Origin of the sequence: Streptomyces sp. NWU339 (genome assembly GCF_003143855.1) — a bacterium.
Classification (GTDB): domain Bacteria; phylum Actinomycetota; class Actinomycetes; order Streptomycetales; family Streptomycetaceae; genus Streptomyces.
Genome location: NZ_QFRK01000013.1, coordinates 80,874 through 100,340 on the forward strand (window position 1 = coordinate 80,874; position 19,467 = coordinate 100,340).

Genomic DNA, 19,467 nt, shown 5'->3' on the forward strand with positions numbered 1-19,467 from the left:
GCATCAAGCCTGCCATGCCCTTCGGGGGTCGGCGGCATCGGTCGGGTACCAATACGGTCGCGTGCGGACCGGCCGCCGCTTCGGGGCGGGGTCAGCCGGTCCGGCGGATGAGCGCCAGATACATGGCATCGGTCCCGTGCAGATGCGGCCACAGCTGTACGTCGGGACCCTCGCCCAGCTCCGGGACTCCGGGCAGCAGCGGCCGGGCGTCGAGGAGCTCGGTGTCCGGGAACTGTTTGAGCAGGTCGGCGACCACGGCCCTGGTCTCGGCGAGGTGGGGCGAGCAGGTGGCGTAGCCGACGACGCCGCCGACCCGTACGGCTTCCAGGGCACCGCGCAGCAGCCCGCGCTGCAGCGGGGCGAAGCCGTCCAGGTCGTCCGGCCGGCGGCGCCAGCGCGCCTCGGGCCGGCGGCGCAGGGCGCCGAGCCCGGTGCACGGCACATCGACCAGCACCCGGTCGAAGCTGCCGGGCCGCCACGGCGGCCGGGTCCCGTCGGCGGCGACGACCTGGTACGGCCCGGGGTTCCCGGCCAGCGCCTTCGCGACCAGTCCGGCCCGGTGCGGCTGCTTCTCGGAGGCCAGCAGGGCGGCACCCCGCTCGGCGGCGAGCGCGGCGAGCAGCGCGGCCTTGCCACCGGGGCCGGCGCAGCCGTCCAGCCACCTGTGGTCCGGCCCGTCCAGCGGGGCGTTGGCGACGGCGAGCGCGACGAGCTGGCTGCCCTCGTCCTGCACTCCGGCCCGGCCGTCCGCCACGGCCGGGATCGCGCCCGGCTCGCCGCCCTCGCTCAGCCGCACCGCGTACGGCGACCAGCGTCCCGGGAGGGCGGCCTCCTCGCCGAGCAGTTCCCCGGGGGTGGCGCGCCCGGGACGAGCGACCAGGGTCACCTCGGGCCGCTCGTTGTCCGCCCGCAGCAGTTCCTCGATGCCGTCACGGCCGCCGCCGAGGGAGTCCCACAGCGCGGAGACGATCCAGCGCGGGTGCGAGTGCACGACGGCGAGATGGTCCTCGGGGTCCTCGTCGTAGGGCGGGGCGACCCGCTCCAGCCAGCCGTCGAGGTCGTGCTGCGCGACCTTGCGCAGCACGGCGTTGACGAACTTGGCCCGCCCGTCGCCGAGCACCACGCGCGCGAGCTCGACGGAGGCGGAGACGGCGGCATGCGTGGGGATCCGGGTCCCGAGCAGCTGGTGCGCGCCCAGGCTGAGCACGTCCAGCACGGGCGGGTCCACCTCCCGCAGCGGCCGGTCGACACAGGCCGCGACGACCGCGTCGTACGTGCCCTGCCGGCGCAGCGTCCCGTACACCAGCTCGGTGGCGAGCGCCGCGTCCCGGGCGTCGAAGTCACCGCCCTCGCGGGCCCTGCGCAGCAGCGGCGGCAGGACGAGGTTGGCGTAGGCGTCCCGCTCGTCCACGGCCCGCAGGGCCTCGAAGGCGAGGATGCGGACGGGGTCCTTCTTGGGCCGACGGTAGGGCTTGCCGGGTTTGCGGGGCCGACGGGACTGGTCGCTCACGAAAAAGGTGCTCCGGGTGTGGGATGAAGTGCGCGGTCCAGCCTACGTCGCCGGGGGCGGGGCGGGACCTGAGCGGGGTGGGGCCTGAGGCCGCGGCCTCAGGCGCCGACCGTCTCCTCCGCGCCGATCCGCGCGCCGCGTGCCCAGTCCGCCGCCCGCATCGGCTTCTTGCCCTGGGCCTGCACCCACAGCAGCTCCACGGCGTGCGAACCGGTGCCGACGTACACGTTGTTCTTGCCCGCGGACACCCGGCCCGGGGCGAGGTCCGTGCGGTCGGGAGCGGGGACGACCTGGACGATCTTGAGCCGCTCGCCCCGGAAGGTGGTCCAGGCACCGGGCGCGGGGGTGCAGCCGCGCACGACCCGGCCGACGCGCAGGGCCGGGGCGTTCCAGTCGACGTGGGCGTCCTCGACGGAGACCTTCGGGGCGAGGGTGACCCCGTCGGCGGGCTGCGGTACGGCCTTCAGGGTGCCGTCCGCGATGCCGTCCATGGTCGCGGCGAGCAGCCCGGCACCGGCGAAGGCGAGCCGGGTGAGCAGGTCGCCGCTGGTGTCGGTGGGGCGGATCTCCTCGGTGACGGTGCCGTAGACCGGCCCGGAGTCAAGCCCTTCCTCGATGAGGAAGGTGGACGCACCGGTGATCTCGTCCCCCGCCATGACGGCGTGCTGCACGGGCGCCGCACCGCGCCAGGCGGGCAGCAGCGAGAAGTGCAGGTTGACCCAGCCCCGCTCCGGGATGTCGAGGGCGGCCCGGGGCAGCAGGGCGCCGTAGGCGACGACGGGGCAGCAGTCGGGGGCGATCTCGCGCAGCCGCTCCAGGAACTCCGGGTCCCGGGGCCTCACGGGCTTGAGCACCTCGATCCCGGCCTCTCGCGCCCGCTCGGCGACCGGAGAGGCCACCAGCCTGCGGCCCCGCCCGGCCGGCGCGTCGGGCCGGGTGACGACGGCGGCCACCTCGTGCCGCTCCGAAGCGAGAAGAGCGTCCAGGGCGGGAACGGCGACCTCGGGGGTACCGGCGAAGACGAGCTTCATGGAGTGGTTCGGGCCTCTCGGGCAGGGACGGGTGCGGGCAGCGCACCAGTCTATGGGGGACCCACGCGTCGGACGAAGCCGAGGCGCACGCTCCCGCACGGGGGCGCACGCATATGCCGCCACGCTCCCACCCCGTGACCCACGGGGCGAATCCGCGTTGGTCAAGAAAGAGTTGACCACATCGGGCCCGGACGCGGCCCGTTCCTTCCAACGCCGGCTCGAGAGGCTTGTTCATGGCCGACCACGCAACCCACGACGCCCAGGCTCGCGCCAGCCTGCACTTGCTGGTGCGGGACATCGAGCGGGTCCGCCGGCAGGTGGACGCACTGCGCACGCTCACCGCCCAGCTGGGCAACGTCTACCGCCCTCGCCGCTCCGGCCCCTCCACGGGCTTCGTCGTCTACGGACGTGCCCCCGCTCCGACGGTCCGTCTCGCCCAGGAGCTGCGGGACAGCGTCGAGACCCTGGTCACCGCGGCCGTCGACTTCGACCGTTCGCTGGGCTTCTCGTGGGACGCGGTGGGCTCCGCGCTCGGCGTCACCAAGCAGGCGGTGCACCGCCGTTACGGCTCCCGCCGTGCCTCGGCCGCCCGGACCGCCCCGGCCGTGGAGGCGGAGCGCACCGCGGAGCCTTCGGGGGCCCGCGCGGTCAACGTGGGCGCCGGCGTCTCCACCGTGCCGACGGTCCCGGCCGCCCGCTCCATGCCGACCCAGCCCACAGCGAGCAGCTCGTCCCTCCGCAACGACCCCCGCCCCACGGCGTTCCCCGCTCCCCCGACCTTCCCGGGCCCCCGCAACGGCTGACCCGACGGTAGTACGGCGCCGTTCAGCCGATGTCGGGTGGGTCGATCCGCACCCATACCGGTGTGTCGCCCCCGCGGGCCATGCGCGCCGCCTGGGCCGACTTCAATGCGCCGGTGAGCGCCGCCCCCCTGCCCGGTGGTACTCGGATCAGCGCCCGCTCCCAGTGTTCCCCGGGCGGCGAACCGCCTGGTCGCCGGGGGCGGCCGGCGGGGGTGAGGGACAGCGGGACGGGTCCCAGTACCTCCGCCTCCGCCGGCAGTTCGACCGCCCGGAGAAACTCCGCCACGGCCTCCCCCGGTCCCGACACGGCCGCCATCCGCGACACCGGCGGAAAGCCCAGCTCGGTCCGCTCGCTCAGCTCCCGCACCGCGTGTCCCACCGGGTCCCACCGCACCAGCGCCTGCACGGGCCGCAGCGTCGGCTCGGCGATCACCACCACCGTGCCGCCGGCCGCCTGCGGACGCACCAGCGCCGCCGCACCGATCCACCGGCGCAGCGCGTCCTCCGCGGCCCGCAGATCGGGCCGGCCCAGCATCGCCCAGCCGTCCAGCAGCAGCGCCGCCGCGTAGCCGCCCTCCGCGACCGGCTCGGCCCCGGGGGTGCTCACCACCAGCGCGGGCGTGCTCGGCACCGTGTCCAGCACATGCTCGCGCCCTGAGGTGCGCACCGGCACAGCGGGGAAGGCCCGTCCCAGCTCCTCGGCGGTCCGGCGGGCCCCCACCACCTGGGCCCGCAGCCGGAACCCGCCGCACTCCGGGCAGTGCCAGCCGACCTCCTCGCGCCCGCACCACCCGCACCGCAGATCACCGGCACCGTGCGCCTCCAGCGGCCCCGAGCAGTGCCGACACCGCGCGGGGGTGCGACAGCCGGCGCACGCCATCCGCGGGACATAGCCGCGCCGGGGCACCTGCACGAGCACCGGCCCGTGCCGCAGCCCCTCCCTGACGGCCTGCCAGGCGAGCGTCGGCAGCCGGGCGGCACGGGCGGCCTCGTCCCGCGCGAGGTCCCCGTCGCCGACGGTCCGCACCAGCGGCGCGGCGGCCCGTACCCGGTCCCTCCCGGAGACCAGCGGTCCGGCCCAGCCGGTCTCGACCAGCTGGGCGGCCTCCACCGTGCAGCTCCAGCTCCCCAGCAGGAAGCCGCACTTGTCCTGCGCCGCCCGCAGCAGCAGCACTTCTCGCGCGTGCGGCTGCGGGGCGTGCTGCTCGCTGTGGCTGGCGTCGCCGTCGTCCCAGAGCGCGACCAGCCCGAGATCCTGGACGGGCGCGAACATCGCCGCCCGGGTGCCGATCACGGCGCGCACGGACCCCCGCCGCACGGCGAGCCACTGCGCGTACCGCTTCTCGGGCCCGGCGTCGGCGGTCAGTACGGCATGCCGCCCCTTGCCCAGGAGCTCGGTGAGCGCGGCGTCGACACGGGCGACGCTCCGTCCGTCCGGCAGGACGACGAGCGCGCCGCGCCCCGAGGCCAGCGTCGCCGCGACGGCACGGGCCAGCTCCTCGCTCCACAGCGGTCCGGGCAGCGCGTTCCACACGGCCCGCGGAGCGCCGCCGGAGGTCAGCGACCGGAGGAAGGTCTCCCCCTGTTCGTACCGGGCCCAGGAGCCCGGCTCGGGTATCGGGGGCGGCGGCGCGGGGTCGGGCGAGGGACGCCGCTCGGCGCGGGCGTTGCGCGGCGGCACGGCGAGCTGAAGCACGTCGGCGAGGCTGCCCGCGTACCGGTCGGCGACCGCGCGGGCCAGCCCCAGCAGTTCCTCGCTCAGGACCGGCTCGGGTGACACCACCTGGGCGAGGGCGGCCAGCGGGCCGGAGTAGTCGGACTCGGCGAGTCGCTCGACGAGGAACCCGTCGATCAGCCCCCCGCCCTCGCGGCGACCCTCGCGCACCCGGTGCCGGCCGGCTCCGAACCGCACCCGGACCCTGACGCCCGGCTGCGCGTCGGCGTCGAGTTCCTCGGGCACCGCGTAGTCGAAGTACCGGTCGAGGTGCAGCACGCCCTTGTCGACCAGGACGCGCGCGACCGGTAGTTCCCCGGCGAGCGCGGCACCCCGCCAGGTCCGCGGCTTGGCCCGGGGCGTGTCCGCCTTGCGCACGGTCTCGCGGATGAGCGCGAGCTGCTCCGGCGGGGCGCCCCGCGCACCACCGTCCACCTGCCCGTTCTCGCTGCTCACGCTTGCATTCTTACCAAACGCGACTGACAACCGGCGGCGTTCCCGCCCCCCGGGAACGCGCCGAGGCCCGGCGTCCCCGGAGGGACGCCGGGCCTCGGCGGACGTGCCATGGGTGCGGGCGTGCGGTCTACAGACCCGCCGCCTTGCGCAGCGCGTCCACGCGGTCGGTGCGCTCCCAGGTGAAGTCGGGCAGCTCTCGGCCGAAGTGGCCGTATGCGGCGGTCTGGGCGTAGATCGGGCGGAGCAGGTCCAGGTCGCGGATGATGGCGGCCGGACGGAGGTCGAACACCTCGTCGATCGCCCGCTCGATCAGCTCGGTGTCGACCTTGGCGGTGCCGAAGGTCTCCACGAACAGACCGACCGGCTCGGCCTTGCCGATGGCGTACGCCACCTGGACCTCGCAGCGGGCGGCCAGGCCGGCCGCGACCACGTTCTTGGCGACCCAGCGCATGGCGTACGCCGCCGAGCGGTCCACCTTGGAGGGGTCCTTGCCGGAGAAGGCGCCGCCGCCGTGCCGGGCCATGCCGCCGTAGGTGTCGATGATGATCTTGCGGCCGGTGAGGCCCGCGTCGCCCATCGGTCCGCCGATCTCGAAGCGGCCGGTGGGGTTGACCAGCAGACGGTACGTCTCGGTGTCCAGCTTGATGCCCTCGTCCAGCAGCGCCTTCAGCTCCGGCTCCACGACGAACTCGCGGATGTCCGGGGCGAGCAGCGACTCCAGGTCGATGTCGGAGGCGTGCTGGGAGGAGACGACCACGGTGTCGAGGCCGACCGCCTTGTCGCCGTCGTACTCGATGGTGACCTGGGTCTTGCCGTCCGGGCGCAGGTAGGGGATCGTGCCGTTCTTGCGCACGTCGGACAGGCGCTTGGACAGGCGGTGGGCGAGGAAGATCGGCAGCGGCATCAGCGTCGGCGTCTCGTCCGTCGCGTAGCCGAACATCAGGCCCTGGTCCCCGGCGCCCTGCCGGTCCAGCTCGTCCTCGTCTCCCTCGACCCGGTTCTCATACGCGGTGTCGACACCCTGCGCGATGTCCGGCGACTGGGACCCGATCGACACCGACACGCCGCAGGAGGCACCGTCGAAGCCCTTCTTCGAGGAGTCGTAGCCGATCTCCAGGATCTTCTCCCGCACCAGCTGCGGGATCGGCGCGTAAGCCTTGGTCGTGACCTCTCCGGCCACGTGCACCAGGCCGGTGGTGATCAGGGTCTCGACGGCGACGCGCGAGGTCGGGTCCTCGCGGAGCAGTGCGTCAAGAATGGTGTCGCTGATCTGGTCAGCGATCTTGTCGGGGTGACCCTCGGTCACGGACTCCGAGGTGAAGAGACGACGGGACACAACGCTCCCTGGGGTTGCAGCGGCTGCTGGCTGATCATTGATGGACGGCGGGGGCTGCACCTCACGCCGTCCGTGGAACAGTTTATCTGTCGCGCCTCGCCGCGGGGCCCCCTGTCTCGCCTCTCGGGAGCTCCGTGGCCTGCGGCACGGGCATTCTGCCCATGCCGAGGCGGGTTGGCCAGAGGCGCCACGCCCCGGCGGGCGGCGTTTCCGGTCCGCACACAGGACGTTCCCGTTCAGCCCAGGCGTCCGGCCACCAGGTCCCAGACCGTGTCGGCCAGGGCTTCCTTGGGGCCGTGGGCCACGGGCGTCTCGCTGCCGTCGGCCCCCAGCACCACCGCCTCGTTCTCCTCCGAGCCGAACGTCTTGCGCTCGCCGACCTCATTGACCACGAGCAGATCGCAGCCCTTGCGCTTCAGCTTGGCGCGGCCGTTGGCGAGTACGTCGTCCGTCTCCGCGGCGAAGCCCACGATCACCTGTCCGGGGCGGGCCCGGTCGGCGGAGATCTCGGCGAGGATGTCCGGGTTGCGCACCAGGGTGACGGGCTCGGGTTCCTGGCCGTCCTTCTTCTTGATCTTGCCGGCCGCGTAGGCCGCGGGCCGGAAGTCGGCGACGGCGGCGGCCATGACCACCGCGTCGGCGTCGGCGGCGGCGCGCAGCACTTCCGCACGCAGCTCCACGGCGGTCCCGACGGGGACCACGTCGACCCCCGCGGGGTCGGGCAGGGACGCGTTGGCGGCGATCAGCGTGACGCGCGCGCCCCGCGCGGCGGCGGTACGGGCGAGGGCGTAGCCCTGCTTGCCGGAGGAGCGGTTGCCGAGGAAGCGGACCGGGTCGAGGGGCTCGCGGGTACCGCCGGCGCTGACCACGACATGCCGTCCCTCGAGGTCGGGCTCGGCCGCGCCCCGGGCCAGCACCCGGCGGCAGACCTCGAATATCTCGCCGGGGTCGGGCAGCCGGCCCTTGCCGGTGTCCACGCCGGTGAGCCGGCCGACCGCCGGTTCGATGACGACGGCACCGCGTCGGCGCAGGATCGCCACGTTCTCCCGGGTGGCCGGGTGCTCCCACATCTCGGTGTGCATGGCGGGGGCGAAGACCACCGGGCAGCGGGCGGTGAGCAGGGTGTTGGTGAGGAGGTCGTCGGCCAGACCGTGCGCCGCCTTCGCCAGTATGTCCGCGGTGGCCGGGGCGACGACCACCAGGTCGGCCTGCTGCCCGATGCGGACGTGCGGCACCTCGTGGACGTCGTCCCAGACCTCGGTGGTGACCGGGTTCCCGGAGAGCGCGGACCAGGTGGCGGCGCCGACGAAGTGCAGTGCGGAGGTGGTGGGGACGACACGCACGTCGTGCCCCGACTCCGTCAGCCGCCTGAGCAGCTCACAGGCCTTGTAGGCGGCGATGCCGCCGGTGACGCCCAGAACGACCTTCGGCTTGTCCACGTCTCTCCGTCCCTCTCCGGTTGTCCGGCTCCCGTGCGCGCCTCGGACGGGCGCACACCTCTCATGCTGCACCACAGCGGGGAACGGCCCCCACGCCCCCAACAAGACCACAGGCCCGGCAGCCGTGCTGCCGGGCCTGTGGAAAAGTCGGTTGAGAGCCGCTGATACGACGTTGCGACTGCAGTACCGAACGACTGTGCGACGGTGCGACTTACTGAGCGGGGCCTTCGACGGCCTCGGAGGTCAGCAGTCCCGCGTTGATCTCACGCAGGGCGATCGAGAGCGGCTTCTCGTGGACGTGGGTGTCGACGAGGGGACCGACGTACTCGAGGAGCCCTTCACCGAGCTGCGAGTAGTACGCGTTGATCTGGCGAGCCCGCTTGGCCGCGTAGATCACGAGGCTGTACTTCGAGTCCGTGGCCTCGAGAAGCTCGTCGATCGGCGGGTTGATGATGCCCTCGGGCGTGGAGATGGAAGAGGACACGCTCTACCTTCCGATGGATGGGAAAGATGGGTGCAGATGAGGTCTGCGTGATCGTGGGACGGCCGCTGGGGAAACGCTGACGATCACACGACGTTCATCAAGGCTAGCAGCTCGCGCGCCACGTCCTCGACGGAGGTGTTGACCAGGGTCGTGTCGAACTCCGGCTCGGCGGCCAGTTCGATCTTCGCGGCCTCCAGCCGGCGCTCGACCACCTCGGGCGACTCGGTGCCCCTGCCCGTGAGCCGGCGCACCAGCTCCTCCCAGGAGGGAGGGGCCAGGAACACCAGCTGGGCCTCGGGCATGGACGTACGGACCTGCCGGGCGCCCTGGAGGTCGATCTCCAGGAGGACGGGCAGGCCCGACTCCAGGTGCTCCAGCACCGCCGCGCGGGGGGTGCCGTAGCGGTTGCCCGCGAACTCGGCCCACTCCAGCAGCTCACCGTTGGCGATCAGCTTGTCCATCTCGTCGTCGGTGACGAAGAAGTAGTGGACCCCGTGCTGTTCCCCCGGGCGCGGCTTGCGGGTCGTCGCCGACACCGAGAGCCAGACCTCGGGGTGGGCCTTGCGCATATGGGCGACGACCGTGCTCTTGCCGACCCCCGAGGGGCCGGAGAGCACGGTCAGCCGCGGACGAGCGTCCGGGGGTACGGGGGTCGTCCCCCGGGGTGTTGCAGCCATACGGCGATTATTCCAGCAATCCCGGGGTGCCCGGGACGCTGGTCCCGGACCGCCCGGCACTCAGGAGCCGGTGCTGCCGAACTCGCGCTCCAGGGAGGCGATCTGGTTGGAGCCGAGGCCACGCACCCGGCGGCTCTCCGAGATGCCCAGTCGCTCCATGATCTGCTTGGCGCGGACTTTGCCCACGCCCGGCAGGGACTCGAGCAGCGCGGAGACCTTCATCTTGCCGATGACGTCGTTCTCCTGGCCCTGCTTGATGACCTCGTGGAGGGAGGCACCGGAGTGCTTGAGTCGATTCTTGACCTCGGCCCGCTCCCGGCGAGCCGCGGCGGCCTTTTCGAGCGCGGCTGCGCGCTGTTCAGGGGTAAGGGGCGGAAGAGCCACGCCTACGTCACCTCGGATGTCGAACTGTCGGATACGGACCGGTGAGGAACCTGGTCGCCCCACACCTGGGAGCCACGGGCACCACACGCTTACCCGTTCACTCTCCGTCGGAGACTAGCGGCCAACTCCGTCAGAGTCAGCGAGAACAGCGGAAAAGTCCAGGTCAGCCTTGACCGGAACAGACATTTAGGGCTAATCGCCCCGGATTTGTCGCCGTATCCAGGCCTCGGCGGGCTCCTGCGTCCCTCGTCGGAGGCTCAAGCCGGTGTCACGGCCGCCCTGATCTCCTCCGCGAACCGCTCCGTGGCGTCACGCAGCGCGACCACATCGGCACCGTGGCGCAACACGCCCCGGCTCACGCTCGGCACGACGTTGCGCACCGCCTTCCCGAAGACCGCCGGGAGATCCGCCGCCGTGGCCCCCTGGGCGCCGATACCGGGCGCGAGAAGCGGACCGTTGATGTCCAGGTCGTACGACGACAGGTCGCCGAGCGTCGCGCCGACCACCGCGCCGAAGGACCCCAGGGGCGCCTCCCCCGCGTTCTCGGCGGCCAGGTGGGCGAGCACGGTCGCCGCGACGCTGCGCCCGTCGGGACGCACCGCGTGCTGCACCTCGCCGCCCTCCGGGTTGGAGGTCAGCGCCAGGACGAACAGTCCCGCGCCGTTCTCCCGGGCCGTCTCCACCGCCGGGCTCAGCGAGCCGTAGCCGAGGTAGGGGGAGACGGTCAGCGCGTCCGAGAACAGCGGGGAGCCCCGGTGCAGGAAGGACTCGGCGTAGGCCGCCATGGTCGAGCCGATGTCGCCGCGCTTGGCGTCCATGACGACCAGCGCGCCGGCCTCCCGCGCCTCGGCGACCGACCTCTCCAGGACCGCGATGCCGCGTGAGCCGAAGCGCTCGAAGAACGCGCTCTGCGGCTTGAGCACGGCGACCCGGTCCGCGACCGCCTCGACGACCGTGCGGCTGAACCGCTCCAGTCCGGCCACGTCGTCGTTCAGGCCCCATTCGGCGAGCAGGGAGGCGTGGGGGTCGATGCCGACGCACAGCGGGCCGCGCGCGTCCATGGCGCGGCGCAGGCGCACGCCGAAGGGGTCGAGTCCGCTCATGCCGTCTTCCTCACGTCGGCGCCCACCGCGTCGGCGAGCGTGCTGTACGGGCTGGTGCGCAGCCGCGCGGCGAGTCCCTTGTGGACGGCACGGCTCCAGAAGGGGCCCTCGTAGATGAGGGCGCTGTAGCCCTGGACCAGCGTGGCGCCGGCCAGGATGCGCTGCCAGGCGTCCTCGGCGCTCTCGATGCCGCCGACTCCGATCAGGGTGATCCGGTCCCCCACGCGCGCGTACAGGCGGCGCAGCACCTCCAGGGAGCGTGCCTTGAGCGGAGCACCGGACAGGCCCCCGGCCTCCGCGACCAGGGCGGGCTCGGAGGCCAGGGAGAGCTCCGCGCGCGCGATGGTGGTGTTGGTGGCGATGATCCCGTCCAGGCCGAGTTCCACGGCGAGGTCGGCGACCGTGTCGATGTCCTCGTCGGCGAGATCGGGAGCGATCTTGACCAGCAGCGGCACCCGGCGGCCGGGGGCGCTGCGGTCGGCGGCCTCGCGGACGGCGCTCAGCAGCGGGCGCAGCCGGTCCGCGGCCTGGAGGTCGCGCAGCCCCGGCGTGTTCGGGGAGGAGACGTTGACCACCAGGTAGTCGGCGTACGGTGCCAGCCGTTCGGCGGACTTCACGTAGTCCGCGACGGCCTCGTCCTCCGGTACCGCCTTGGTCTTGCCGATGTTGACGCCCACCACGGTCCGGAAGACGGGTGTGCGGGAGGCCAGGCGGGCGGCGACGGCCAGCGAGCCCTCGTTGTTGAATCCCATGCGGTTGATCAGCGCCCGGTCCGGCACCAGCCGGAACAGCCGCTTGCCGGGGTTTCCGGGCTGCGGTTCCCCGGTCACCGTGCCGATCTCGACATGGTCGAAACCGAGCATCGCCATCCCGTCGACGCCGACGGCGTTCTTGTCGAAGCCGGCGGCGAGTCCGAAGGGGCTGTGCAGACGCAGCCCGAACGCCTCGGTGCGCAGTTCCTTGATCCGGGGGGCGAGCACGGCGGCGACGAAGGTGCGCAGCACGGGGATGCCCGCGACGCGGCGGATCCAGCGGAAGGCCAGCCGGTGGGCCCGCTCCGGGTCCATGCGCTGGAAGATCAGACGGAAGAAGTACGTGTACATCGGGTGTCCTGTCCCAGGTGGTCCTCATGAAGAGGGGGACACCGTTGACGGTGTCCCCCTCCGGCGGCTCGGCCCTAGTCGCGGGCCGCTGTCAGACGGTGTGCGTGTTCCTGGAGCGAGCGGACGCCCACCTCGCCGCGGTTGAGGGCGTCGATGCCCTGGACCGCCGCGGCGAGCGCCTGGACCGTCGTCAGGCACGGCACGGACCGCGCCACCGCGGCCGTGCGGATGTCGTAGCCGTCGAGACGGCCGCCGGTGCCGTACGGCGTGTTGACGATGAGGTCGACCTCGCCGTCGTGGATCAGCTGGACGATGGTCTTCTCTCCGTTCGGACCGGTGCCCTCGGACTGCTTGCGCACCACGGTGGCGTTGATGCCGTTGCGCTTGAGGACCTCGGCGGTGCCGGAGGTGGCGAGCAGTTCGAAGCCGTGGGCGACCAGCTCACGCGCCGGGGAGATCATCAGGCGCTTGTCCCGGTTGGCGACCGAGATGAAGGCACGGCCCCGGGTGGGCAGCGGCCCGTAGGCGCCGGCCTGCGACTTGGCGTAGGCCGTGCCGAAGACGGAGTCGATGCCCATGACCTCGCCGGTGGAGCGCATCTCCGGGCCGAGGACCGTGTCGACGCCGCGGCCGTGGATGTCGCGGAAGCGCGACCACGGCAGGACGGCCTCCTTGACGGAGATCGGCGCGTCCAGGGGCAGCGTGCCGCCGTCCCCCTGGGCGGGGAGCAGGCCCTCCGCGCGGAGTTCGGCGACGGTCGCGCCGAGGGAGATCCGGGCGGCCGCCTTGGCCAGCGGCACCGCGGTCGCCTTCGAGGTGAAGGGGACGGTGCGGGAGGCGCGCGGGTTGGCCTCCAGGACGTAGAGGATGTCGCCGGACAGCGCGAACTGGATGTTGATCAGGCCGCGCACCCCGACCCCGCGTGCGATGCCCTCGGTGGAGGCGCGCAGCCGCTTGATGTCGAAGCCGCCGAGCGTGATCGGGGGCAGGGCGCACGCCGAGTCGCCGGAGTGGATGCCGGCCTCCTCGATGTGCTCCATGACACCGCCGAGGTAGAGCTCCTCGCCGTCGTACAGCGCGTCGACGTCGATCTCGACCGCGTCGTCGAGGAACCGGTCGACCAGCACCGGCCGGGAGGGGCTGATCTCGGTCGACTCGGCGATGTACGACTCCAGCCGGTTCTCGTCGTAGACGATCTCCATGCCGCGTCCGCCGAGCACGTAGGACGGGCGCACGAGGACCGGGTAGCCGATCTCGTCGGCGATGGCCTTGGCCTCGGCGAAGGTGGTGGCGGTGCCGTGCTTGGGGGCCGGCAGGCCGGCCTCCGCCAGGACGCGGCCGAAGGCCCCTCGGTCCTCGGCGGCGTGGATGGCCTCGGGGGGTGTGCCGACGATCGGCACGCCGTTGTCCTTCAGCGCCTGGGCCAGGCCCAGCGGGGTCTGGCCGCCGAGCTGGACGATCACACCCGCGACCGGTCCGGCCTGCTGCTCCGCGTGGACGATCTCCAGGACGTCCTCCAGGGTGAGCGGCTCGAAGTAGAGCCGGTCGGAGGTGTCGTAGTCGGTGGAGACGGTCTCCGGGTTGCAGTTGACCATCACGGTCTCGTACCCGGCGTCGCTCAGCGCGAAGGAGGCGTGGACGCAGGAGTAGTCGAACTCGATGCCCTGGCCGATGCGGTTCGGGCCGGAGCCCAGGATGATCACCGCGGGCTTCTCGCGCGGGGCGACCTCGGTCTCCTCGTCGTAGGAGGAGTAGAAGTACGGCGTGTCCGCGGCGAACTCGGCGGCGCAGGTGTCGACCGTCTTGTAGACCGGGCGGATGCCCAGTGCGTGCCGGACCTCGCGGACGACGTCCGCGCGCAGGCCGCGGATCTCGCTGATCTGCTCGTCGGAGAAGCCGTGCCGCTTGGCCTCGGCGAGCAGGTCCCGGGTCAGCTCGGGCGCCTCGGCGATCTCGTCGGCGATCTCCTTGAGGAGGAAGAGCTGGTCGACGAACCAGGGATCGATCTTGGTGGCGTCGAAGACCTCCTGGGGGGTGGCTCCCGCACGGATGGCCTGCATGACCGCGTTGATGCGGCCGTCGGTCGGGCGGATCGCCTCGTCGAGGCGGAGCGCCTTGTCCCCGGGGTCACCCACGAAGGTGAACCGGCTGCCCTTCTTCTCCAGCGAGCGCAGCGCCTTCTGCAGGGCCTCGGTGAAGTTACGGCCGATCGCCATGGCCTCGCCGACCGACTTCATGGTCGTGGTGAGGGTGGAGTCGGCACTCGGGAACTTCTCGAAGGCGAACCGCGGGGCCTTGACGACGACGTAGTCGAGGGCCGGCTCGAAGGAGGCCGGCGTCTCCTTCGTGATGTCGTTGGGGATCTCGTCGAGGGTGTAGCCCACGGCGAGCTTCGCGGCGATCTTGGCGATCGGGAATCCTGTCGCCTTGGAGGCCAGTGCCGAGGAGCGCGACACACGCGGGTTCATCTCGATGACGATGATGCGCCCGTCCTCGGGGTTCACCGCGAACTGGATGTTGCAGCCCCCCGTGTCGACGCCGACCTCGCGGATGACGGCGATGCCGATGTCCCGCAGGATCTGGTACTCGCGGTCGGTCAGCGTCATCGCGGGCGCGACGGTGATCGAGTCGCCGGTGTGCACGCCCATGGGGTCGAAGTTCTCGATGGAGCAGACGACCACGACGTTGTCGTGCTTGTCGCGCATCAGCTCCAGCTCGTACTCCTTCCAGCCGAGGATGGACTCCTCCAGGAGCACCTCGGTGGTCGGCGACAGGGTGAGGCCCTGTCCGGCGATGCGGCGCAGTTCGTCCTCGTCGTGGGCGAAGCCGGAGCCGGCGCCGCCCATGGTGAAGGACGGGCGGACGACGACGGGGTAGCCGCCGAGCTCCTCGACGCCCTTGAGGACGTCGTCCATGGAGTGGCAGATGTAGGACCGGGCGGACTCGCCGTGTCCGATCTTCTTGCGGACCTCCTCCACGACCTCCTTGAACAGGTCGCGGTCCTCACCCTTGTGGATGGCCTCCACGTTGGCGCCGATCAGCTCGACGCCGTACTTCTCCAGGACGCCGTTCTCGTGCAGGGAGATCGCGGTGTTCAGGGCCGTCTGGCCGCCCAGGGTGGGCAGCAGGGCGTCCGGCTGCTCCTTGGCGATGATCTTCTCGACGAACTCCGGGGTGATCGGTTCGACGTAGGTGGCGTCGGCGATCTCCGGGTCGGTCATGATCGTCGCCGGGTTGGAGTTGACCAGGATGACGCGCAGGCCCTCGGCCTTCAGCACCCGGCACGCCTGGGTGCCGGAGTAGTCGAACTCGGCGGCCTGGCCGATGACGATCGGGCCGGAGCCGATGACCAGGACGGACTGGATATCGGTGCGCTTAGGCACGCTGGCCCTCCATCAGGGATACGAAGCGGTCGAACAGGTAGGCGGCGTCGTGCGGGCCCGCCGCCGCTTCCGGGTGGTACTGGACGCTGAAGGCCGGCCGGTCGAGCAGGCGGAGCCCCTCCACCACGTTGTCGTTGAGGCAGACGTGGGACACCTCCACCCGGCCGAACGGGGTGTCGGAGACCTTGTCGAGCGGGGCGTCGACGGCGAAGCCGTGGTTGTGCGAGGTGACCTCGACCTTGCCCGTCGCACGGTCCTGCACCGGCTGGTTGATGCCGCGGTGGCCGTACTTCAGCTTGTAGGTGCCGAAGCCGAGGGCTCGGCCGAGGATCTGGTTGCCGAAGCAGATCCCGAAGAGCGGGGTGCCGCGCTCCAGGACGCCCCTCATCACGGAGACGGGGTGGTCGGCGGTGGCGGGGTCGCCGGGGCCATTGGAGAAGAACACCCCGTCGGGGTTGACGGCGTAGACGTCGTCGAGGGTGGCGCTCGCGGGCAGGACGTGCACCTCGATGCCGCGCTGTGTCATGCGCTGGGCGGTCATGCCCTTGATGCCGAGGTCGATGGCGGCGACGGTGAACTTCGCGGTGCCGACCGGGAGGGCAGCGCCGTCGGGGCCGACGGCGGGGACGACGTACGGCTCGGTGGTGGCTACCTCGGCGGCGAGGTCGGCGCCCTTCATCTCGGGGGCTTCCCGCACGTCGGCCAGCAGCGCGGCGTCGTCCCGTACGGCGTCGCCGCTGAAGATGCCGACGCGCATGGCGCCCCGTTCCCGCAGGTGCCGGGTCAGCGCGCGGGTGTCGATGCCGCTGATGCCGACGACGCCCTGGGCGGCGAGCTCCTCGTCCAGGGCGCGGCGGGAGCGCCAGTTGGACGGCACGCGCGCGGGGTCGCGCACGACGTAGCCGGCGACCCAGATCCGCTGGGACTCGGGGTCGTCGTCGTTGACGCCGGTGTTGCCGACGTGCGGCGTGGTCATCACGACGACCTGGCGGTGGTAGGACGGGTCGGTGAGGGTCTCCTGGTAGCCGGTCATCCCGGTGGAGAACACCGCTTCGCCGAAGGTCTCCCCCACCGCCCCGTAGGCACGGCCGCGGAAGACCCGGCCGTCCTCCAGGACGAGTACGGCGGGAAGCACCTTCTTGCGAGAGGTGGTTCCCCGGGTGGAGGTTGTCATCGTTCGGCGCCTTCCGTTGTGACGTTCGTCTTGCTCATGGAGTTGATGGCCGGGACCCACTCGTTGTGGTCGGCCGCGTGGTCGAAGCGGAAGCCGGAGTCGATCAGCCGCTCGCCGTGTGCCCAGGTGACGACGAGCAGACCGCCCTCGGTGAGCACCTTGCCGGCGATGCCCTTGTCGAGCCGGGCCCCGCGCAGCGCGTCGGCCGGGACGAAGAAGTCGCCGGCTCCGGGGCGTACGACGTCCAGGCCCGCGTCGGTGAGGGTGAGCTCCACCCGGCTGCGGGTGCCCAGGCCGTGCGCCACGATGCGGTCGAGCCACTGACCGGCGGTGGTGGAGCCGTGGTAGCGGCCGCTCGCGCTCAGTTTCGCCGGGCCGGGGTCGTCCGGGGTCGTGGGCAGCCCGGGGAGGTCGCCCTGGAGGGTGCCGCGCCACTTCCAGCCCTCGCGCATCAGCCAGTAGACGAGCGCGACGAAGAGGGCGAGTCCGACGACCCAGCCGATCCTGGCCGCCCAGTCGGTCACTTCCGCCGATCGTTTCTCGGCGGCCAGCAGGATTACAGGTGTCACGTGAGCTTCCCGTCGACGAGCGTGGCCGTGCCCCGGAGCCAGGTGTGCGTGACACGGCCCGGCAGCTCGCGGCCCTCGTACGGGGTGTTGCGGCTGCGCGAGGCGAAGCTCGCGGGGTCCACGGAACCACGGTATGCCGTGTCGACGAGGGTGAGGTTGGCGGGCTCACCCACCGAGACGGGACGGCCGTGGCCCTCGGCCCGTCCGATGCGCGCCGGGGCGAAGGACATCCGGTCGGCCACGCCGGCCCAGTCCAGCAGGCCCGTGTCGACCATCGTCTCCTGGACCACCGACAGCGCGGTCTCCAGGCCGACCATGCCCATGGCCGCGGCTGCCCACTCGCAGTCCTTGTCCTCGTGCGGGTGCGGGGCGTGGTCGGTGGCGACGATGTCGATCGTGCCGTCGGCGAGCGCCTCGCGCAGCGCCAGGACGTCCCGCTCGGTGCGCAGCGGCGGGTTGACCTTGTAGACCGGGTTGTAGGTGCGCACCAGTTCGTCGGTGAGGAGCAGGTGGTGCGGGGTGACCTCGGCGGTGACGCGGATGCCGCGGGCCTTGGCCCAGCGCACGATCTCGACGCTGCCCGCCGTCGACAGGTGGCAGATGTGGACGCGGGAACCGACGTGCTCGGCGAGCAGGACGTCCCGGGCGATGATCGCCTCCTCGGCCACGGCCGGCCAGCCGCCCAGACCCAGCTCGGCGGAGACGACGCCCTCGTTCATCTGGGCGCCCTCGGTCAGCCGGGGTTCCTGCGCGTGCTGGGCGACGACGCCGTCGAAGGCCTTCACGTACTCCAGGGCGCGCCGCATGATCACGGCGTCGTGGACGCACTTGCCGTCGTCGGAGAAGACGGTGACACCGGCCGCGGACTCGTGCATGGCGCCCAGTTCGGCGAGCGTGCCGCCCTCCAGGCCGACGGTGACGGCGCCGATGGGCCGTACGTCGCAGTAGCCGTGCTCCTTGCCGAGCCGCCAGACCTGCTCGACGACGCCGGCGGTGTCGGCGACCGGGAAGGTGTTGGCCATGGCGAACACGGCGGTGTAGCCGCCGCTCGCCGCCGCGCGGGTGCCGGTCAGCACGGTCTCGGAGTCCTCGCGGCCCGGCTCGCGCAGATGGGTGTGCAGGTCGACCAGGCCGGGCAGCAGCACCTTGCCGGCAGCCTCGACGACCTCGGCGCCCTCGACGGTCTCGGCGCTCAGTCCGGTGCCGACGGCCGCGACGGTCCCGCCGTCGATCAGCACGTCCTGCGGGTCGCCGCCGAGCACCTTCGCACCGCGGATCAGGGTCTTGCTCATGGTGTTACTTCTCCTCCGTGGTGCGGGTGAGGGCGGGTTCGTTGCCCCCGAGCAGCAGGTACAGGACGGCCATCCGGATGGAGACCCCGTTGGTGACCTGCTCGACGACGGTGCAGCGGCCGGAGTCGGCCACCTCGGCGGTGATCTCCATCCCGCGGACCATGGGGCCGGGGTGCATCACGATCGCGTGCTCGGGCATCCGCCGCATGCGCTCGCCGTCGAGGCCGTAGCGCCGTGAGTACTCGCGCTCGGTCGGGAAGAACGCGGCCTTCATGCGCTCGCGCTGCACGCGCAGCATCATCACGGCGTCGGACTTGGGCAGGGTGCGGTCGAGGTCGTAGGAGACCTCGCAGGGCCAGGACTCGATGCCGACCGGCAGCAGGGTCGGCGGGGCGACGAGGGTGACCTCGGCCCCGAGGGTGTGCAGCAGGTCGACGTTGGAGCGGGCGACCCGGCTGTGCAGGACGTCGCCGACGATCGTGATGCGCCGGCCGGCGAGGTCCCGGCCGATACCGGCGTCCGGGCCGACGAGCCGACGCCGCATGGTGAAGGCGTCGAGCAGGGCCTGGGTGGGGTGCTGGTGGGTGCCGTCGCCGGCGTTGATGACGTGCGCGTCGATCCAGCCGGAGGTGGCCAGCCGGTACGGGGCCCCCGAGGCGCCGTGCCGGATGACTACGGCGTCGACCCCCATGGCTTCCAGGGTCTGCGCGGTGTCCTTGAGGGACTCCCCCTTGGAGACGCTGGAGCCCTTGGCGGTGAAGTTGATGACGTCCGCGGACAGCCGCTTCTCGGCGGCCTCGAAGGAGATCCGGGTCCGGGTGGAGTCCTCGAAGAAGAGGTTGACGACGGTCCGGCCGCGCAGGGTCGGCAGTTTCTTGATCGGCCGGTCGGCGACCCGGGCCATCTCCTCGGCGGTGTCGAGGATCAGGACGGCGTCGTCACGGGTGAGGTCGGCGGCCGAGATGAGATGACGGTGCATCTGTCAGGCTCCGTAAGACGGTTCAATCGG

16 protein-coding genes are annotated in these 19,467 nt (G+C 72.2%); 1 reads left to right on the forward strand and 15 read right to left on the reverse strand.

Annotation, left to right across the window (positions count from 1 at the left end):
• Positions 1-91: 91 nt before the first annotated feature.
• Both DIZ27_RS17960 and fmt read right to left on the reverse strand, forming a co-directional pair.
• Entirely contained in the window at positions 92-1,510 is a 1,419-nt protein-coding gene (locus DIZ27_RS17960) for an RsmB/NOP family class I SAM-dependent RNA methyltransferase (protein ID WP_109379441.1), read from the reverse strand.
• A 98-nt stretch (positions 1,511-1,608) separates the two neighbouring features.
• Entirely contained in the window at positions 1,609-2,541 is a 933-nt protein-coding gene (gene fmt, locus DIZ27_RS17965; protein ID WP_109379442.1) for a methionyl-tRNA formyltransferase, read from the reverse strand.
• Between the two features lie 233 nt (positions 2,542-2,774).
• Here fmt and DIZ27_RS17970 point away from each other — a divergent pair, with 233 nt between their 5' ends.
• The gene (locus DIZ27_RS17970; protein ID WP_109379443.1) at positions 2,775-3,344 is read left to right on the forward strand and encodes a hypothetical protein; all 570 of its coding nucleotides are present in this window, start codon (positions 2,775-2,777) and stop codon (positions 3,342-3,344) included.
• 22 nt (positions 3,345-3,366) lie between these two features.
• Here DIZ27_RS17970 and DIZ27_RS17975 read toward each other — a convergent pair whose 3' ends face one another.
• The 13 genes from DIZ27_RS17975 to DIZ27_RS18035 form a co-directional block, all read right to left on the reverse strand.
• A complete protein-coding gene (locus tag DIZ27_RS17975) occupies positions 3,367-5,514 on the reverse strand; it encodes a primosomal protein N' (protein WP_109379444.1) in 2,148 nt (715 codons plus the stop codon).
• A 127-nt stretch (positions 5,515-5,641) separates the two neighbouring features.
• Entirely contained in the window at positions 5,642-6,850 is a 1,209-nt protein-coding gene (gene metK, locus DIZ27_RS17980) for a methionine adenosyltransferase (protein ID WP_109379445.1), read from the reverse strand.
• Between the two features lie 236 nt (positions 6,851-7,086).
• Positions 7,087-8,289, reverse strand: a complete 1,203-nt coding sequence (gene coaBC / locus DIZ27_RS17985) for a bifunctional phosphopantothenoylcysteine decarboxylase/phosphopantothenate--cysteine ligase CoaBC (protein ID WP_109379446.1) — start codon at positions 8,287-8,289, stop codon at positions 7,087-7,089.
• Between the two features lie 211 nt (positions 8,290-8,500).
• Complete coding sequence (rpoZ, locus tag DIZ27_RS17990; protein WP_006382157.1) at positions 8,501-8,773, reverse strand: DNA-directed RNA polymerase subunit omega; 273 nt, start codon at positions 8,771-8,773, stop codon at positions 8,501-8,503.
• Positions 8,774-8,856: 83 nt separating this feature from the next.
• Complete coding sequence (gmk, locus tag DIZ27_RS17995; protein ID WP_109379447.1) at positions 8,857-9,450, reverse strand: guanylate kinase; 594 nt, start codon at positions 9,448-9,450, stop codon at positions 8,857-8,859.
• A 60-nt stretch (positions 9,451-9,510) separates the two neighbouring features.
• On the reverse strand, positions 9,511-9,834 hold the full coding sequence (locus DIZ27_RS18000; RefSeq protein WP_003977346.1) for an integration host factor: 324 nt from the start codon (positions 9,832-9,834) through the stop codon (positions 9,511-9,513).
• 257 nt (positions 9,835-10,091) lie between these two features.
• The gene (pyrF, locus tag DIZ27_RS18005) at positions 10,092-10,937 is read right to left on the reverse strand and encodes an orotidine-5'-phosphate decarboxylase (protein WP_109379448.1); all 846 of its coding nucleotides are present in this window, start codon (positions 10,935-10,937) and stop codon (positions 10,092-10,094) included.
• A complete protein-coding gene (locus DIZ27_RS18010) occupies positions 10,934-12,040 on the reverse strand; it encodes a quinone-dependent dihydroorotate dehydrogenase (RefSeq protein ID WP_109379449.1) in 1,107 nt (368 codons plus the stop codon). The genes pyrF and DIZ27_RS18010 overlap by 4 nt, the downstream gene beginning before the upstream one ends.
• A gap of 74 nt (positions 12,041-12,114) precedes the next feature.
• Positions 12,115-15,423 carry a carbamoyl-phosphate synthase large subunit gene (gene carB / locus DIZ27_RS18015; protein WP_109379450.1) on the reverse strand — a complete coding sequence of 1,103 codons (3,309 nt, stop codon included), beginning with the start codon at positions 15,421-15,423 and terminating at the stop codon, positions 12,115-12,117.
• On the reverse strand, positions 15,416-16,597 hold the full coding sequence (carA, locus tag DIZ27_RS18020) for a glutamine-hydrolyzing carbamoyl-phosphate synthase small subunit (RefSeq protein ID WP_109379451.1): 1,182 nt from the start codon (positions 16,595-16,597) through the stop codon (positions 15,416-15,418). The genes carB and carA overlap by 8 nt, the downstream gene beginning before the upstream one ends.
• On the reverse strand, positions 16,594-17,166 hold the full coding sequence (locus DIZ27_RS18025; RefSeq protein WP_109379452.1) for a hypothetical protein: 573 nt from the start codon (positions 17,164-17,166) through the stop codon (positions 16,594-16,596). Before DIZ27_RS18025 ends, carA begins: the two co-directional genes overlap by 4 nt.
• A complete protein-coding gene (locus tag DIZ27_RS18030) occupies positions 17,163-18,458 on the reverse strand; it encodes a dihydroorotase (protein WP_109379453.1) in 1,296 nt (431 codons plus the stop codon). The genes DIZ27_RS18025 and DIZ27_RS18030 overlap by 4 nt, the downstream gene beginning before the upstream one ends.
• A gap of 4 nt (positions 18,459-18,462) precedes the next feature.
• A complete protein-coding gene (locus tag DIZ27_RS18035; protein WP_109379454.1) occupies positions 18,463-19,437 on the reverse strand; it encodes an aspartate carbamoyltransferase catalytic subunit in 975 nt (324 codons plus the stop codon).
• Positions 19,438-19,467 lie beyond the last annotated feature (30 nt).

Bases quoted from the DNA above. Each gene is read 5' to 3' on its own strand.
- fmt (WP_109379442.1), bottom strand. From the start codon at position 2,541: ATGAAGCTCGTCTTCGCCGGTACCCCCGAGGTCGCCGTTCCCGCCCTG.
- DIZ27_RS17970 (WP_109379443.1), top strand. From the start codon at position 2,775: ATGGCCGACCACGCAACCCACGACGCCCAGGCTCGCGCCAGCCTGCAC.
- gmk (WP_109379447.1), bottom strand. From the start codon at position 9,450: ATGGCTGCAACACCCCGGGGGACGACCCCCGTACCCCCGGACGCTCGT.
- pyrF (WP_109379448.1), bottom strand. From the start codon at position 10,937: ATGAGCGGACTCGACCCCTTCGGCGTGCGCCTGCGCCGCGCCATGGAC.
- DIZ27_RS18010 (WP_109379449.1), bottom strand. From the start codon at position 12,040: ATGTACACGTACTTCTTCCGTCTGATCTTCCAGCGCATGGACCCGGAG.
- carA (WP_109379451.1), bottom strand. From the start codon at position 16,597: ATGACAACCTCCACCCGGGGAACCACCTCTCGCAAGAAGGTGCTTCCC.
- DIZ27_RS18030 (WP_109379453.1), bottom strand. From the start codon at position 18,458: ATGAGCAAGACCCTGATCCGCGGTGCGAAGGTGCTCGGCGGCGACCCG.
- DIZ27_RS18035 (WP_109379454.1), bottom strand. From the start codon at position 19,437: ATGCACCGTCATCTCATCTCGGCCGCCGACCTCACCCGTGACGACGCC.